The sequence below is a fragment of the Streptosporangium brasiliense genome, from assembly GCF_030811595.1.
GTDB lineage: Bacteria > Actinomycetota > Actinomycetes > Streptosporangiales > Streptosporangiaceae > Streptosporangium > Streptosporangium brasiliense.
Genome location: NZ_JAUSRB010000002.1, coordinates 1,739,717 through 1,754,983 on the forward strand (window position 1 = coordinate 1,739,717; position 15,267 = coordinate 1,754,983).

The following is a 15,267-nucleotide window of genomic DNA, read 5'->3' on the forward strand; positions in this document are numbered from 1 at the left end:
GTGCGACGCGTGTGACGACATGCGGCTAATGGAAGCAGGAGGGCGTGGGCGGATCCACCCGGCATCACGTGATGTGTCCTGATGTGTCAACCCGGCATGGCGCTGTCGTGTTCTCAGTTACGGAGCGCTCATGAGTTCCCCCGCCGTCGAGCCCGGCACGAAGCTGGCAGAGCGTTTCCGCCTCGAGGACCGCGTCCACGAGTCCGGCGGGGCCACCCTGTGGAAGGCCATCGACGAGGTGCTCGCCCGGCCCGTCGCCGTGCACACGTTCGACCCCGGCTTCCCCCGCCTCAACGAGGTCGTCACGGCCGCCCGCGCCGCCAGCCGGCTGACCGACCCCAGGCTGACCCAGGTCTTCGACGCCACCGAGGACAACGGCCACTCCTACGTCGTCAGCGAATGGGTGAGCGGGGAGACCCTCACCGACATGATCACCGCTGGACCGCTGGAGCCGGAGCGGGCCGCCGCGCTGGTGGCCGAGGCCGCCGAGGCGCTGGCCCACGCGCACGAGGCCGACCTGGCCCACCTGTGCCTGACCCCCGAGCACCTGGTGTGGACGGCCGGCAGCACGGTCAAGCTGCTGGGGGTGGGTGTCGACGCCGTCCTGGCCGACGTGACGAGCGACGACCCGGCCAGGACCGACGCCGAGGGGCTCGGCCGCCTGCTGTACGCCGGGCTGACCGGCCACTGGCCGGGCGAGGAGCAGGAGAGCGGGCTGCCCGCCGCCCCCATGGACGACGGTCACTTCTGCACGCCGCGCCAGGTCACCGCGGGCGTCCCCGGCTACCTCGACACCATCACCTGCCGGGCGATCCTGCCCGAGAGCAGGCGCGGCATCGAGCCGCTGACGACGCCGGAGGCGATCGCCGAGGTCCTCGCCTCGGTGCCCCGGCCCACCCCGATGCCCATGCCGATGCCCGCGGCGGTGGCGCCGTCCCCCTCCCCGATGACGGCCTCGCGCTCGGAGGGCGTCGAGACCCCGTCACCCCCGCGCCCCAGCCCGCCCACCCCCCTGCCGCAGCACCACTACCAGCAGCCGCGGCCGGCGGGCGGCGGCGGAATGGTCAACAAGGTCGTCATGACCATGGTCGTGCTGCTGGTGATGGTGGCCGTCGGCCTGGGCGCCTGGACGCTCGGCCGCAGCATCGGCAACGCCGGCACCCCGGTCGCGGAGGGGACCGCCACGCCCACGCCGACCGCGAAGGCCGCCACCCGCGAGGTGAGGCCCGCCGCCGCCACCGGCTTCGACCCGCTGGGCACCGACGGCGCCGAGCGGCCGGAGCTCGCCCTCTACGCGGTGGACGGCAAGCCCTCCACCGACTGGCACTCCGAGTCCTACAACTCCGAGGACTTCGGCCGGTTGAAGGACGGCGTCGGACTGATGCTCACCCTGGACCAGAGCATGCCGGTGAAGCAGGTGTCGGTCGACTTCGGCAGCGGTTCCGGCGGCGCCGTGGAGATCAGGGTCGGCGACTCCCAGAACCTGAAGGACATGACCGTGCTCGGCAAGTCCACCGACGCCTCGGGCAAGAAGACCTTCAGCTCCGACTCTCCGAAGAAGGGCCGCCACGTCCTGGTCTGGTTCACCAAGATGCCGACCTACCAGGGCAAGTACCGCGGCACCGTGCATGAGGTCAAGGTTCTCGCCACGAAGTGACGCCAGCGCGATTTGATCGGTTTTACCCGTCTTGTTGACGATCATGGGAGATTTCGTGGCACCATCTATCACGTAGTGGTGTTCTCCCCGGACCGGCAGCAGGACTCTCCTTGTGAATTCCCCACCCGAGACCCCGCCAGCGGCGGAACAGCAGATGGCGCGGGCCGCAGTGTCCGACGCCGAGCTGCTGACCCGGCACATCGCCGGGGATCCGCACGCTTTCAGTGAAATAGTCAAGCGTCATCGCGACCGCATGTGGGCGGTCGCCCTGCGTACGCTGGGCGACCCTGACGAGGCGGCCGACGCCGTACAGGACGCCTTCGTCTCGGCCTATCGCAAGGCCGACAGCTTCCGCGGCGAGGCCGCCGTCACCACGTGGCTGCACCGCATCGTGGTCAACGCCTGCCTCGACCGCATGCGCAGGAAATCCGTACGCCCGGTCGCCGACGACGAGCTCGTCGAGGCCGCCGAGCGCGACACCCCGGTGCTCGACCAGACGGCCGAGCGCGAGGTCTCCATGGAGGTCTCGGCCGCGCTCAAGCTCCTGCCCGCCGACCAGCGGGCCGCGCTGGTGCTCGTGGACATGATGGGCTACTCCGTCGAGGACGCCGCCCAGGTCCTGGAGGTGCCGAGCGGCACGGTGAAGAGCAGATGCGCCCGCGGACGCGCGAAACTCGCCCCAATTCTTGCCCACCTACGGAACCGATCCGACCTGAATCGCGTCTCATCCGCGAAGGGAGCAGAACTTCGTGACGGGTGATACGCACTACGACCTGGAGATCTTGGCCGAACTGGCCGAAGGTCTCCTCGACGCCGCCACGGCCCTGCAGGTACGCGAGCATCTCGCGGTCTGCGATCCCTGTGGCGAGAGCCTTGCCGACCTGGCAGCGGTCCGCGAGGTGCTGTCGGCGACGCCTACCCCGGCGATGCCGATGGGAGTCGCGCTCAGGATCGACCGCGCGCTGGCCGCAGAGGCCGAAAGCTTCCGTGGAGGTGGAGTGGGCCTGGTGGAAGCACCGGCCTGGGACGACATAATGCGCGACGCGCCGTGGGAGAGTGCCCCTCTCCCCGAGCCTGAACCGGAGCCGGTGACACGGCTCGGGGTCGTCGGCGACGACGGCACCATCACTCCGGCCAGGCAGCGCAGGGCCACACGCCGGCGCCGGTGGGCGATGCCCGTCGCGGCGGCGGGAGTGCTGGCGGCGGTGGTCGGCGGGACCGTGGTGACGAGCGGTGTTCTCTCCGCCCCGGGCGCGGACCGCGGCAGCCCGACCGCCCAGCCTCTGGCCGCCTCCGGTCAGGGCTACCAGGTGACCGACAGCAACTGGAACTACACCGACCGGGAGCTGAGAGGCTCGCTGCTCGACTACATCGGTCCGGCGCAGATCGTCGACGCCAAGGACATGAGCGCCGGCGCCAAGCTCCAGCAGTGCGTCCAGCAGGTCACCGGCAAGGTCGGGAAGTCTCCGTTCGCCGTGGACCAGGGCCTCTACAACGGTCAGGAGGCCAACATCATGGTCTTCTGGCAGAACAAGGCCAAGAACTCGGTCAGCGTCCACGTCGTGGGTCTGCAGTGTGAGGACCTGCGCAAGCCGGCCCTCGCAAGCTGGAACTAACCTCCGGTAACACCCCATCCAAGGAGAAGCCCGGTATGGATCCGTCCATGCCGGGCCTTCTCGTCTCACCCGGGAATCACCGACGCCTAGGATCTGTTGACGCCACTGGCAATGACAAAGGGAGAGGCGCAGCAGTGATGGACGTCCGGAATGTGATCATCATTGGATCGGGTCCCGCCGGCTACACGGCGGCCGTCTACTCCGCGCGTGCGGACCTCAAGCCCCTGATCTTCGAGGGATCGGTCACTGCCGGCGGCGCGCTGATGAACACCACCGAGGTGGAGAACTTCCCCGGGTTCCCCGACGGCATCATGGGCCCCGACCTCATGGACAGCATGCGCAAGCAGGCCGAGCGGTTCGGCGCCGAGCTGGTCGCCGACGACGTCGTCGAGGTCGACCTGACCGTCACTCCCAAGGTCGTCAAGACCGCCACCGACACCTACCACGCCAAGGCCGTCATCCTGGCCATGGGCTCCGGCTACCGCGAGCTGGGCGTGCCCAACGAGAAGCGGCTGTCCGGCCACGGCGTCTCCTGGTGTGCCACCTGTGACGGCTTCTTCTTCCGCGGCCAGGACATCGTGGTCGTCGGCGGCGGCGACACCGCCATGGAGGAGGCCATCTTCCTCACCCGGTTCGCCGGCTCGGTGACCGTCGTGCACCGCCGCGACGAGCTGCGCGCCAGCAAGATCATGCAGGACCGCGCGTTCGCGAACGAGAAGATCCGCTTCGTCTGGGACAGCGAGGTCGTCGACGTCCTGGGCGAGAACAAGGTCAGCGGGGTGCGCCTGCGCAACCTCAAGACCGGCGAGGAGAGCGAGCTCGCGGCCACCGGCCTGTTCATCGCGATCGGTCACGACCCCCGCACCGAGCTCGTCAAGGGCCAGGTGGAGCTCGACGACGAGGGCTACATCAAGGTCGACTCCCCCTCCACGCGCACCAACCTGGACGGTGTCTTCGCCGCCGGCGACGTCGTCGACCACACCTACCGCCAGGCCATCACCGCCGCCGGCACCGGCACCGCCGCGTCGCTGGACGCCGAGCGCTGGCTGAGCGACCACGACGACAACTGAGACCGACCGCAACCTCGGATAGGGAGAGCAGCAACCTTGGGTGCCATCAAGAACGTGACCGACGCCAGCTTCGACGCCGACGTCCTCAAGAGCGACAAGCCCGTCATCGTTGACTTCTGGGCCGAGTGGTGCGGCCCGTGCCGCCAGGTCGCGCCGATCCTGGAGGAGATCGCCAACGAGCAGGCCGAGAAGCTGACCATCGTCAAGCTGAACGTCGACGAGAATCCGTCAACTGCCGGCAATTACGGCGTACTCCAGATTCCGACCCTGAACGTCTATAAGAACGGAGAGGTCGTGAAGCAGATCATCGGTGCGAAGCCGAAGGCCATGCTGCTCCGCGAGCTCGAGGGCATCATCTAGGCCCCCTGCGGCTGGTCGCACCCCACAGCGCACGCCGTACCACCCGCTTCCGAGCGGCACACCCACCCAGCGAAAGCCCCCTCGCCCGACGGCAGGGGGCTTCCGCGCGTCCGTGGCGGGTCCGGCGGCGCGCGCCCCGGTACGGCGGAGCGGCCCCGCGAGGGGTGTGCGGCTTGCGCCGGCCGAGGGATGTACGGCTTGCGCCGGCCGAAGGGTGTGCGGCTTGCGCCGGCCGAGGCATGTACGGCTTGCGCCGGCCGAGGCATGTACGGCTTGCGCCGGCCGAGGCATGTACGGCTTGCGCCGGCCGAGGCATGTACGGCTTGCGCCGGCCGACTGAGGGCCGGCGCGAGTGGCAGGCGTGCCGTAGCGCCTCACAGGGCGGCCGTGACGCCCTCTCCGGGCGGGGGCGCGGCCCGGGGGCGGGGCCGGGGGGGAGAGACCGTCAGACGGGCCGTAGCGCCCTCTCCGGGCTCATGGAGCCCAGCAGCCTCTCCAGCGCCACCTCGACATCCTCGCGCCACGACACGGCGGTCTTGAGCTCAAGGCGGAGCCGGGGAAAGCGCAGATGCGGCCGGACCGTCTTGAACCCCACCGAGAGCAGGTAGTCGGCGGGCATCAGGCAGGCCCCCGGCTGCTCCCACTTCAGGTCGCCGAACGCCTCGATCGCCCGGACCCCGCGCCGGGTCAGGTCCTTGGCCACACCCTGGACCAGCATCCGGCCCAGACCGCCGCCGGAGAACTCCGGGACGATGTGCGCCGTCATCAGCAGCACGGCGTCGGCACTGACCGGCGAGGTCGGGAAGGCCACCGAGCGCGGCACGTAGTGCGGCGGCGCGTAGAGCACGAACCCGGCCGCCACCCCGTCCACATAGACGATCTTGCCGCAGCTCCCCCACTCCAGCAGCGTGGAGGAGATCCAGGCCTCTTTCTCCAGCCCCGGATCGCCCACCTCGACCGCCCGGTTCCCGTTGACGGGGTCGAGCTCCCAGAAGACGCACCGGCGGCACCGGCGCGGCAGGTCATCGAGATTGTCGAGTGTGACGTTTGCCAGCCGACGCGACACCTGTTGGCCCCAATCCTGGCGAGACGAGCGCAAGCCATGGCGAAAACCGCGCGAAAACGACGTCTTCAGCTGGCATCGTAGCTCAGGGAGGGCCTCTGTTTCAGGGTCTCCCGTCCCCCCACGCAGACGACAACCGCCACTGACGTACCCTGGTTTCTCTAGCATGAGCACCATGTGCTCCACATGACCTAGGAGGTGGACCGTGCCCCAAGACTCAGATCACGGTCAGACCATCGCGGCCCAGGGGTCGCGGATCGATGCCTACGTCGATCGGTACGCCGCACGAGCTGCCGGGATGGTCGCCTCCGAGGTTCGAGCTCTTTTCGCCGTCGCGTCGAGGCCCGAGGTGGTCTCGCTGGCCGGCGGCATGCCGTACGTCACCGCGCTCCCCCTCGACACCGTGGGAGAGCTCGTCGCCGACCTGGTGGCCCGCCGCGGCCCGGTCGCGCTTCAGTACGGCTCCGGGCAGGGAGACCCACATCTGCGTGAGCAGATCTGCGACGTCATGCGCATGGAAGGGATCGAGGCCAACTCCGACGACGTCGTCGTGACGGTCGGTTCGCAGCAGGCCCTCGATCTGATCACCCGGATCTTCATCGACCCCGGCGACGTCGTGCTCGCCGAGGGTCCCTCCTACGTCGGCGCCCTGGGCACCTTCTCCGCCTACCAGGCCAAGGTCGTCCACATCGCCATGGACGCCGAGGGGATCATCCCCGAGTCGCTCGCCCAGACGATCTACGCCCTGAAGACCGCGGGCAGCCCGATCAAGTTCCTCTACACGATCCCCACCTTCCAGAACCCGGCGGGGGTGACGCTCAACACCGCGCGCAGGCAGCAGGTGCTCGACATCTGCCAGCGGGCAGGCGTGCTGATCGTCGAGGACAACCCGTACGGCATGCTCGGGTTCGACGGCGAGCCCATGCGGGCGCTGCGTGCCGACAACGCCGACGGCGTCGTCTATCTCGGCTCGTTCTCCAAGACCCTGGCCCCCGGTTTCCGGGTCGGCTGGGCACTCGCCCCGCACGCCATCCGCGACAAGCTGGTGCTGGCGATGGAGTCCGCGGTCCTGTCCCACTCCTCCTTCACCCAGCTCGCCGTCGGCCAATACCTCGCCACCCAGCCGTGGCGTGAGCAGATCAAGTCCTTCCAGGTCCTCTACCGCGAGCGCCGGGACGCCATGATCAGCTCGCTTGAGGCCCTGATGCCCGCCGACGTCACCTGGACCCGCCCCAGCGGTGGTTTCTTCGTCTGGGCCACCCTCCCGGAGGGGCTCGACTCCAAGGCGCTGCTGCCCCGCGCGGTCTCCGAACGGGTGGCCTTCGTCCCGGGCACCGGCTTCTACGCCGACGGCGGCGGCGCCCGCCACATGCGGCTGTCCTACTGCTACCCGGAGCCCGACCGCATCCGCGAAGGCGTCCGCCGCCTGGCCGGAGTGATCGAGCAGGAGCTGCGGCTGCGCGACACGTTCGGCACCGGCTCCTCGCCCGACCACATCGGCGTGGACACCCCGGGGCCGGATCTCGCCTGATCCCACCCGGACACACCCCCGGGGCCAGTCCTCGCCCGACCACATCAGCGCGGACCCCCCGGGGCTCTGGTCCCTCGTCCGGCCAGATCGGCGCGGACCCCCCGGGGCTCTGGTCCCCAGCCCGCCCACATCAGCGCGGATCATCCTCAGGACCAGTCCTCGCCCGATTCCGCGCGAGCGCCCGGGGCCCGGATCCTCACCCGGCACCTTCCTCGGCGGGCGCCCGCTATGACAGGCGGCCGCCGACATGGGCTCCCTCGGGTGCGCGCCGGGGCGGCGAGTTGCCGTACGGTGATTTCCGGCGCCGTTGTGCGGCGATCACCCTGATCGTGGTGAGCGTCTCCCTTGGTCCGGCGCAGGCTGCGTAGAGAGGTATTTCGGGTGAGTGATCTGGGCTATGTGCTCGTCCTGGCAGGCGGACTGTCCTACGAGCGGGAGGTGTCCCTCCGCTCGGGCCGCCGGGTGAGCGAGGTGCTGCGCAACGCGGGGATCGTCGTGGAGACCCGTGACACCGACGCCTCGCTGGTGCCGTCCATCCTCGCCGATCCGCCGGACGCGGTCTTCGTCACCCTCCACGGTGGGGCGGGCGAGGACGGCGCCATCCGCTCGGTCCTCGAACTCCTCTCCGTCCCCTACGTCGGCGCCGGCCCCGACGCCTGCCGCGTGGCCTTCGACAAACCCACCGCCAAGACGGTCGTCCGCTCCGTCGGTCTGCGCACTCCCGACTCGGTGACGCTCCCCAAGGAGACCTTCCACGACCTCGGCGCCTCCACCGTGCTGACCCGCATCGTGGAACGCCTCGGGCTCCCCCTGTTCGTCAAGCCCTCCCGAGGCGGCTCCGCGCTCGGCGCGTCGACCGTCCGCACCGCCGAAGACCTCCCGGCCGCCATGGTCGGCTGCTTCGCCTACGGTGACACCGCATTGATCGAGCGCTGCGTCGAAGGCGTCGAGGTGGGCGTGGCGGTGGTCGACCTCGGCGAGGGCCCGGTGGCCCTGCCCCCCGTGGAGATCGTTCCCGACAAGGGCGTGTACGACTACGCGGCCCGTTACACCGCCGGCCACACCGAGTTCTTCGCCCCTGCCCGCCTGTCGCCCGAAGCCTTGGCCGCCTGCGCCGAGATGGCGGTGACCGCGCACACCGCCCTCGGTCTCCGTGACATCTCCCGCACCGACCTCATCGTCGACAGGGACGGCCTGCCGCATTTCCTGGAGGTCAACGTCGCCCCCGGCATGACCGAGACCTCCCTGCTCCCCATGGCCGTCGAAGCCGCCGGCGACGACCTCGGCACTGTCTGCCGGGTGCTGCTGGAGCGCGCCGCCGCCCGTGGCGCCGCCTGACCCCGCCGCCCCGCATCCTGACCGCCCGGCGTCCTGGACCGGCCGCCCGGCACCCCTGGATGGAATCACTCCGTCCCAGAACGGTGCCGGGCGTCCCTGTCTCACAGCCCAGGAGTCCCTACCCCAGATCTCACACCCGGGTGCCCCGGTCCCGGCCGGGACGGCCGCCAGGAGCGCCCGCTCCTGTCTCCGGACAGCCCTGCTCTCCGGATCCGGACAGCCCCGCACTGGACAAGCCCCGCACCGGACAGATCCTGTCGCCGGAAAGCTCCTGACGCCGCCTCGGTCGCTCCGCCCGCCATGCCGGGCCGCTCTCTGCCTTGGGCAGGACCGTCCGCTCCAGATGATCCTCATGCCGTTCTCCCGATCCGGGGTGGCCACTGCGACCCCCACGGGTGCCGTGCCTCTCCACCGCCTCCGGATGATCTGATCGGCGGAGCACTCCGGACCCGCTGATCGGTGGAGGAGGGAACGGCATCCGTGGGGGCGCAGGGATACAACGGCCGCGGGGGTGCGGCGGCGCTCAGAGGTACGGCGGCGCACAGAGATACAACGGCCGCGGGGGTACGGCGGCGCTCAGAGGTACGGCAGCACGCGGGGGTACAGCAGCGCGCAGGGATGCAACGGTCGCGGGGGCACGGCGGCGTACCGGCGGGTCACGGGAGCCGCTCGCCTAGGCTGGCCCTGTGCTGACTCCCACCCCCTTCCCCAAGAGTTTCGCCAGCGACAACCACGCGGGCGTGCACCCCGCGGTTCTCTCCGCCGTCGTCGACGCGAACACCGGAGATGCCCCCGCCTATGGCGGAGACAGCTGGACCCGGGCCATGGAGGACGTCTTCCGTGCCGAGTTCGGCGCCGGGGCGACCGTCTACCCCATGTTCAACGGCACCGGCGCCAACGTCGTGGGGCTGGGTCTCACCCTGCGCTCCTACGACGCCGTGCTCTGCCCCGCCACGGCCCACATCAACACCAGCGAGTGCGGTGCCGCCGAACGCCTGCTCGGCGCCAAGCTGGTCCCCCTCCCCACGGAGAACGGCAAGATAACGGTTGACGGCATCCGTGGCGAGCTCTCCGCACTGGGTAACGTGCAACGCTCCCAGCCCCGCGTCATCTCCATCTCCCAGGCGACCGAGTGCGGCACCTGCTACACCGCTGACGAGATCGCCGAGCTCGCGGAGTTCGCCCACGCGCGTGGCCTCTTCCTTCATGTGGACGGCGCTCGCCTGGCGAACGCGGCGGCCTGGCTCGACTGCTCGATGCGCGCGCTGACCACGGACGCGGGGGTGGACCTGTTCAGCTTCGGCGGCACCAAGAACGGCGCCATGGGCGCGGAGGCGCTCGTCATCCTCAATCCCGAGCTGGACGCTCCGGCACTGTTCCTGCGCAAGCAGGGCATGCAGCTCGCCTCCAAGATGCGCTATGTCTCAGCCCAGCTGACCGCGCTCCTCACCGGTGGTCTCTGGCGCGAGAACGCGACCCACGCCAACGCGATGGCCCACCGCCTCTCCGACGGCGTCGCCGGTCTTCCCGGCGTCTCGCTCCGCTACCCCGTCCAGTCCAATTCCGTCTTCCCGGTCCTCCCGGAGAAGGCGATCGCCGAGCTCCAGCAGCGCTATCTCTTCCATGTCTGGGACGCCGACGAGAACGTGGTGCGGTGGGTGACATCCTTCGACACCACGGCCGAGCATGTCGACACCTTCGTCTCCGACATCCGTCTCGCCGTCCACGGAGCGAGCAGCGGCGCGTGATCACCGCCTCAAGGAGCGACTGTTTCACGTGAAACGGAGGCATCGCCTCTCGGGGCGGAGTTTCACGTGAAACAGAAGCACGGTCCCCTGGGGCAGGGTTTCACGTGAAACAGAGAGCGCCGTTCGCTGGTCTTCTGTTTCACGTGAAACAGAAGATCTTCGCCAGAGGGGCGGGTTTCCGGGAGCCATGTCCTCCACGCCGCCGTTTCACGTGAAACAGCGGCCCCGCACGGACCGGCCACGGTGGACGATCGACCGGAGACCGCAGCGCTCAGGGATGCCGCTTCAGTCGATGCCGGCGCGCACTTTCCGGATGCCACCGTTGAGAACGACGCCACCGTTGAGGACAGGGCACTGGTACGCGGAGGGTCACCGTACTCGGAGTGGGTAGGCGGCAGGGCGAGATGCCCTTGGGAGCCACCGGCTCGCTGAGTGTTCCGGAATCAGGTCGGAGGCGCCGACCGGTTCAGCGGCGCGGCCGACGATCATCGAGAGGTCTTCCCCGGCATGGACAAGCCTTGTCGGTGCCGTGTGGCAGTGTTCCGGTCATGCTGATCGTGATGAGCGGCCTGCCCGGCGTCGGCAAGAGTTCCATCGCTCAAGAGCTGGGCCGTCTGCTTCCAGCACCGGTGCTGTCGGTTGACCCGGTGGAGGCGGCGATGTGGAGAGCGGGGGTGGGGCGCGGCCAGCCGACCGGGCTGGCGGCCTACGTCGTGGTGGAGGCGCTCGCCTCCGACGTTCTCGCACTCGGGCAGACAGTCATCGTCGACGCGGTGAACGATGCCGAGGAGGCGCGGGAGCAGTGGCGCGCCCTGGCCCGCCGGCGGGGTGTGGCGCTGCGCTACATCGAAGTGGTCTGTCCCGACCGCGCCTTGCATCGGCGACGGCTTGAGGCCCGTCAGCGCGATATCGACGGGTTCGCCGAGCCGACCTGGGCATCGGTGGATGCGCGACGCGCGAACTTCGACGCCTGGCGCGAGGAGCGCCTGATACTCGACTCCACCGCTCCGCTGGCCGACAACGCGCGGGTCGCCATGGCCCACCTCGGCGATGCTCGCTGAGGTCCCCTGTCGAGCGCTTCGGAACGATGTCCGCAGCCGGCGGAGGCCGGCGCCGCGCGCGGCGTCTCAGCTGATCCACGGAACGGGACCCGGCGGCATCCCTGGCCCCTTCCAGGCACCTACGCCCCGGGGACGGCTCTCCCTCCGCCTGCCGTACCGGCGCCGTATCCCCCTTGGACAAGAAGAGAGCGGACAGAAGAGGGCGGGCTCCCTGTTTCACGTGAAACAGGGAGCCCGCCCTCGAAACCTCGTCCGTGGAGGGGAGGGTCACTCCTCGGCTGTCTGCATGGAGCCCGGGGCCATGGTCCCGATGATGCGCTCCAGATCGTCGATGGTCGCGAACTCCACCACGATCCGGCCCTTGCGGCGGCCGAAGTCCACCTTCACCCGCGTCTCGAAACGGTCGGAGAGACGGTCGGCCAGGTGCCGGAGCGCGGGCTCCTCGGCCGGCTTCGCCCTCGAGGTCTTCTGCGCAGGCGCCGGGGCCGCCTTGGCATCCCCCACCGCCACGATCTCCTCGACGGCGCGGACCGACAGCAGCTCGGCCACGATCCGGTCGGCGAGCCGCTCCTGCGCCGCGGGGTCGTCCAGGGTCAGCAGAGCGCGGCCGTGCCCGGCGGTGATCGTGCCGGCCGACAGACGGAGCTGGACCCGGGGAGGAAGGTTGAGCAGCCGGAGCGTGTTCGTCACGTGGGAGCGGGAACGGCCGATGCGGGCGGCGAGCTGCTCGTGGGTCGCGTCGAAGTCGTCGATCAGCTGCCGGTAGGCCGCCGCCTCCTCCAGGGGGTTGAGCTGCTCGCGCTGGAGGTTCTCGATGAGCGCGTCCAGGAGGAGCTTGTCCTCCTGGGTGCTCCGCACGATCGCCGGGATCTCCTTGAGCCCGGCGAGCTTGGAGGCGCGCCAGCGGCGCTCCCCCATGATGAGCTCGTAGCGCTCTCCGTCCACCGAGCGCACCACGACGGGCTGGAGCAGGCCCACCTCGCGGATCGAGGTGGCCAGGTCCTCCAGCGCCTGATCGTCGAAGATCTCCCGGGGCTGACGGGGGTTCGGCTCGATGTCCTCGATCGGGATCTCAAGGAAGTAGGCCCCCGCGACCGGCCTGAGGTCCGGGGCCGGCTGCCGCTGCGCGACCGGCTCCGGCGCGACCATCGTCGCGGTCGCCGACGGCGCCACGGTCTGCGCCGGGGGTGGGCCCGTCGGAATGAGGGCCGCCAACCCCTTACCGCCCATCCCTCTTCTCGGCTGCTTACTCACTGCCCCTCCCACGGCTCAAGGTCTGCGCCCTCGGCGTTCCCACGACGACGACAGCCGTAAGTCTGTCAACGTTCACACGGCCGCGCCACGATGTGCCATCTCGCGGGCGGCGTCCATGTAGGCCATCGCACCGCTGGAGCCCGGGTCGTAGGTCATGACTGACTGGCCGTAGCTCGGGGCCTCGGAGACCCGGACGCTCCGGGGGATCAGTGTGTTCAGCACGGTGTCACCGAAGTGGGAGCGGACCTCCTCGGCGACCTGGGAGGCGAGCCGGGTCCGCCCGTCGTACATCGTCAGCAGGATGGTGGACAGATCAAGCGCGGGGTTCAGATGGGCGCGGACGAGGTCCACGTTCCGGAGCAGCTGGCCGAGACCTTCCAGCGCGTAGTACTCGCACTGGATGGGGACCAGCAGCTCGTTGGCGGCCATCAACGCGTTGACGGTCAGCAGGCCGAGCGACGGCGGGCAGTCGATGAAGACGTAGTCGAGCTCGATCTCTTTGTACGCGGCCAGCGCGCGCTGGAGGCGGGCCTCCCGGGCCACCATGGAGACCAGCTCGATCTCGGCGCCGGCCAGGTCGATCGTGGCGGGGGCGCAGTAGAGCCCGGGCATCTCCGGGACCTCCTTGACGACCTCCGCCAGGGACATGTCCTCCACCAGGACCTTGTACATGTCGGGCACGTCGCCACGGTGCTCGATGGACAGCGCCGTGGAGGCGTTGCCCTGCGGGTCGAGGTCGACCACGAGCACCCGCTGCCCGTGCATGGACAGCGCCGCCGCCAGGTTCACCGAGGTCGTGGTCTTGCCCACCCCGCCCTTCTGGTTGGCGACGGTGAAGATGCGTGTCTTGGGAGGGCGGGGCCAGCCTTCCCCCCGGGTCCCCATGGAACCTCCAGGAGCCGCCGTGGTCGTCTGGGCCGATGTTTCACGTGAAACCACTGAGCTGAGTGCCTCTCGTACCAGCGGCGAGTCGCCGGGATTAAGGGGGGTCTGGGTCACGGTCGTCGTCCTTTCAACCGAGCTGGCTACGGGGGCGGGAGCCGGTGCGGGCCATCCCAGGCCAGAGGAGCGTCGATGGGGCGGGGTGACAGGATTCTCCGGCCAGCCGAGACCGCCCGCCGCGCTGACGATCGCATTCACACGGTCACTCACTGGCCTCGTACTCGCTTTACTCGGTCTGTCTACTGGCGTCGTGCCCGCTTCGATCGCGATTCACGATCCTTCCGGCGAGAGGCCTGCCGCGCTCCTTCGGGGGTCCGACCGGCGACCACTCGGATGAGAGTTGCAGGCGGCTCGACCTTACCGTGCCCGACCGATACAAGCTCGGCGGTCTGCACCCCACTGGACCGCAATTGCCCCTCGGCGTCCGCCAGCTCCTCCGCTGCCCGCTCTCCCTTCATCGCGAGAAGCTCGCCCCCTTCGCGCAACAGCGGCAGCGACCACTTCAGCAGCCGGTCGAGCGGCGCCACGGCGCGCGCGCAGGCCACGTCGAACTCGCGTTTCCCCACGAACTCCTCAGCCCGGCCGCGCAGCACCTCGACGTTGTCGAGCTTCAGCGCCTCCACGCACTCCTCCAGGAACACCGTCCGGCGCAGGAGCGGCTCCAGGAGCGTGACCTTGATGTCCGGCCGTACGATCGCCAGGACCAGGCCGGGCAGACCGGCGCCCGAGCCGATGTCGACCAGCCGCACGTCGGCGGGGACGGCCTCGGCGACCACCGCGCAGTTGAGCAGGTGGCGGTCCCAGATGCGGGGCACCTCGCGGGGCCCGAGCAGCCCGCGCACCACCCCGGGCCCGGCCAGCAACGCCGCGAACGCCTCCGCTCTGGACCAGGCGTCGCCGGTGAACACCTCGCGCGCGACCTCGGGCGGCTCGGGGATCTGCTCGTTCACTCGACGCTCACTCTTCCTCGGGACTGTCTGGGTCAGGATTTTCTAAGGCTAACGGCCCGTCCCGTACGGGCGCACAAGGGCGGGCCGCGAAAAAGGCCGCCGTCCCCGGGAACCGGGGACGGCGGCCAGTGTCTGTGCCTGTCTGCGTTATGCGGGCAGGACCACCACGAAACGCCGGGGCTCCTCGCCCTCGGACTCGCTCCGCAGCCCCGCCGCCGCGACCGCGTCGTGCACGATCTTGCGCTCGAACGGGGTCATCGGCTGCAGCGCCTTCGGCTCGCCGTTGCGCTTGACGTCCGCGGCGACTTTGCTGCCGAGCTCGCGCAGCTCCGTCCGGCGGCGGTCGCGGTAGCCGCCGATGTCGAGCATGAGCCGCGAGCGCTCTCCGGTCTGGCGGTGGACGGCGAGCCGGGTCAGCTCCTGGATCGCCTCCAGCACCTCGCCGTTGGGGCCCACGAGGTCGCCGCCCTTGATGTCCACGACCGACACCACGGCGCGATCGCCCTCGACGTCCATGTCGATGTCACCGTCGATGTCGGCGATGTCGAGCAGACCCTCGACGTAGTCCGCCGCGATCTCGCCTTCCTGCTCCAGCGCAGCGAGATCCGGAGCCGCCTTCACGGTCTCCTTTTCGGCCTCGGCCTCGGTCACGTCCGGCCACTCCTTCGTGCTGTCAG

At 69.9% G+C, this 15,267-nt stretch carries 14 protein-coding genes; 9 read left to right on the plus strand and 5 right to left on the minus strand.

Annotation, left to right across the window (positions count from 1 at the left end):
- The first annotated feature begins 130 nt into the window (after window positions 1-130).
- The 5 genes from J2S55_RS16630 to trxA all read left to right on the plus strand — a co-directional run bounded on the left by J2S55_RS16630 (window position 131) and on the right by trxA (window position 4,703).
- Window positions 131-1,657 carry a protein kinase family protein gene (locus tag J2S55_RS16630; protein ID WP_306861569.1) on the plus strand — a complete coding sequence of 509 codons (1,527 nt, stop codon included), beginning with the start codon at window positions 131-133 and terminating at the stop codon, window positions 1,655-1,657.
- 154 nt (window positions 1,658-1,811) lie between these two features.
- Entirely contained in the window at window positions 1,812-2,417 is a 606-nt protein-coding gene (gene sigM, locus J2S55_RS16635; RefSeq protein ID WP_306861571.1) for an RNA polymerase sigma factor SigM, read from the plus strand.
- On the plus strand, window positions 2,407-3,273 hold the full coding sequence (locus J2S55_RS16640) for an anti-sigma factor family protein (protein WP_306861573.1): 867 nt from the start codon (window positions 2,407-2,409) through the stop codon (window positions 3,271-3,273). Before sigM ends, J2S55_RS16640 begins: the two co-directional genes overlap by 11 nt.
- 134 nt (window positions 3,274-3,407) lie before the next feature.
- The gene (gene trxB, locus J2S55_RS16645) at window positions 3,408-4,343 is read left to right on the plus strand and encodes a thioredoxin-disulfide reductase (protein ID WP_306861575.1); all 936 of its coding nucleotides are present in this window, start codon (window positions 3,408-3,410) and stop codon (window positions 4,341-4,343) included.
- 36 nt (window positions 4,344-4,379) lie between these two features.
- A complete protein-coding gene (gene trxA, locus J2S55_RS16650) occupies window positions 4,380-4,703 on the plus strand; it encodes a thioredoxin (RefSeq protein WP_306861578.1) in 324 nt (107 codons plus the stop codon).
- A 445-nt stretch (window positions 4,704-5,148) separates the two neighbouring features.
- Here the strand turns inward: trxA and J2S55_RS16655 are convergent, their stop codons facing one another.
- Complete coding sequence (locus J2S55_RS16655) at window positions 5,149-5,769, minus strand: hypothetical protein (RefSeq protein WP_012895722.1); 621 nt, start codon at window positions 5,767-5,769, stop codon at window positions 5,149-5,151.
- Between the two features lie 295 nt (window positions 5,770-6,064).
- Between J2S55_RS16655 and J2S55_RS16660 the strand changes: the two genes are divergently transcribed.
- The 4 genes from J2S55_RS16660 (at window position 6,065) to J2S55_RS16675 (ending at window position 11,444) form a co-directional block, all read left to right on the plus strand.
- Entirely contained in the window at window positions 6,065-7,297 is a 1,233-nt protein-coding gene (locus J2S55_RS16660) for an aminotransferase-like domain-containing protein (protein WP_306875446.1), read from the plus strand.
- 381 nt (window positions 7,298-7,678) lie between these two features.
- Window positions 7,679-8,635 carry a D-alanine--D-alanine ligase family protein gene (locus tag J2S55_RS16665; RefSeq protein ID WP_306861580.1) on the plus strand — a complete coding sequence of 319 codons (957 nt, stop codon included), beginning with the start codon at window positions 7,679-7,681 and terminating at the stop codon, window positions 8,633-8,635.
- 686 nt (window positions 8,636-9,321) lie between these two features.
- A complete protein-coding gene (locus tag J2S55_RS16670; RefSeq protein WP_306861582.1) occupies window positions 9,322-10,383 on the plus strand; it encodes a threonine aldolase family protein in 1,062 nt (353 codons plus the stop codon).
- A gap of 548 nt (window positions 10,384-10,931) precedes the next feature.
- Window positions 10,932-11,444, plus strand: coding sequence for a P-loop nucleotide/nucleoside kinase family protein (locus J2S55_RS16675; protein ID WP_306861584.1), 513 nt, complete (start codon window positions 10,932-10,934; stop codon window positions 11,442-11,444).
- A gap of 267 nt (window positions 11,445-11,711) precedes the next feature.
- Here J2S55_RS16675 and J2S55_RS16680 read toward each other — a convergent pair whose 3' ends face one another.
- The 4 genes from J2S55_RS16680 to J2S55_RS16695 all read right to left on the minus strand — a co-directional run bounded on the left by J2S55_RS16680 (window position 11,712) and on the right by J2S55_RS16695 (window position 15,241).
- Window positions 11,712-12,698 (minus strand): ParB/RepB/Spo0J family partition protein, encoded by a 987-nt coding sequence (locus J2S55_RS16680; RefSeq protein WP_370879678.1) that lies wholly within the window; start codon window positions 12,696-12,698, stop codon window positions 11,712-11,714.
- A gap of 72 nt (window positions 12,699-12,770) precedes the next feature.
- Window positions 12,771-13,583, minus strand: a complete 813-nt coding sequence (locus J2S55_RS16685) for a ParA family protein (protein ID WP_306861586.1) — start codon at window positions 13,581-13,583, stop codon at window positions 12,771-12,773.
- Between the two features lie 296 nt (window positions 13,584-13,879).
- The gene (gene rsmG / locus J2S55_RS16690) at window positions 13,880-14,590 is read right to left on the minus strand and encodes a 16S rRNA (guanine(527)-N(7))-methyltransferase RsmG (RefSeq protein ID WP_306861588.1); all 711 of its coding nucleotides are present in this window, start codon (window positions 14,588-14,590) and stop codon (window positions 13,880-13,882) included.
- Between the two features lie 147 nt (window positions 14,591-14,737).
- On the minus strand, window positions 14,738-15,241 hold the full coding sequence (locus tag J2S55_RS16695) for a Jag family protein (protein WP_306861590.1): 504 nt from the start codon (window positions 15,239-15,241) through the stop codon (window positions 14,738-14,740).
- Between the last annotated feature and the right edge of the window lie 26 nt (window positions 15,242-15,267).

Coding starts and splice junctions, on each gene's coding strand:
- J2S55_RS16675 (WP_306861584.1), top strand. CDS start 10,932: ATGCTGATCGTGATGAGCGGCCTGCCCGGCGTCGGCAAGAGTTCCATC.
- J2S55_RS16630 (WP_306861569.1), top strand. CDS start 131: ATGAGTTCCCCCGCCGTCGAGCCCGGCACGAAGCTGGCAGAGCGTTTC.
- J2S55_RS16660 (WP_306875446.1), top strand. CDS start 6,065: ATGGTCGCCTCCGAGGTTCGAGCTCTTTTCGCCGTCGCGTCGAGGCCC.
- J2S55_RS16685 (WP_306861586.1), bottom strand. CDS start 13,583: ATGGGGACCCGGGGGGAAGGCTGGCCCCGCCCTCCCAAGACACGCATC.
- sigM (WP_306861571.1), top strand. CDS start 1,812: ATGGCGCGGGCCGCAGTGTCCGACGCCGAGCTGCTGACCCGGCACATC.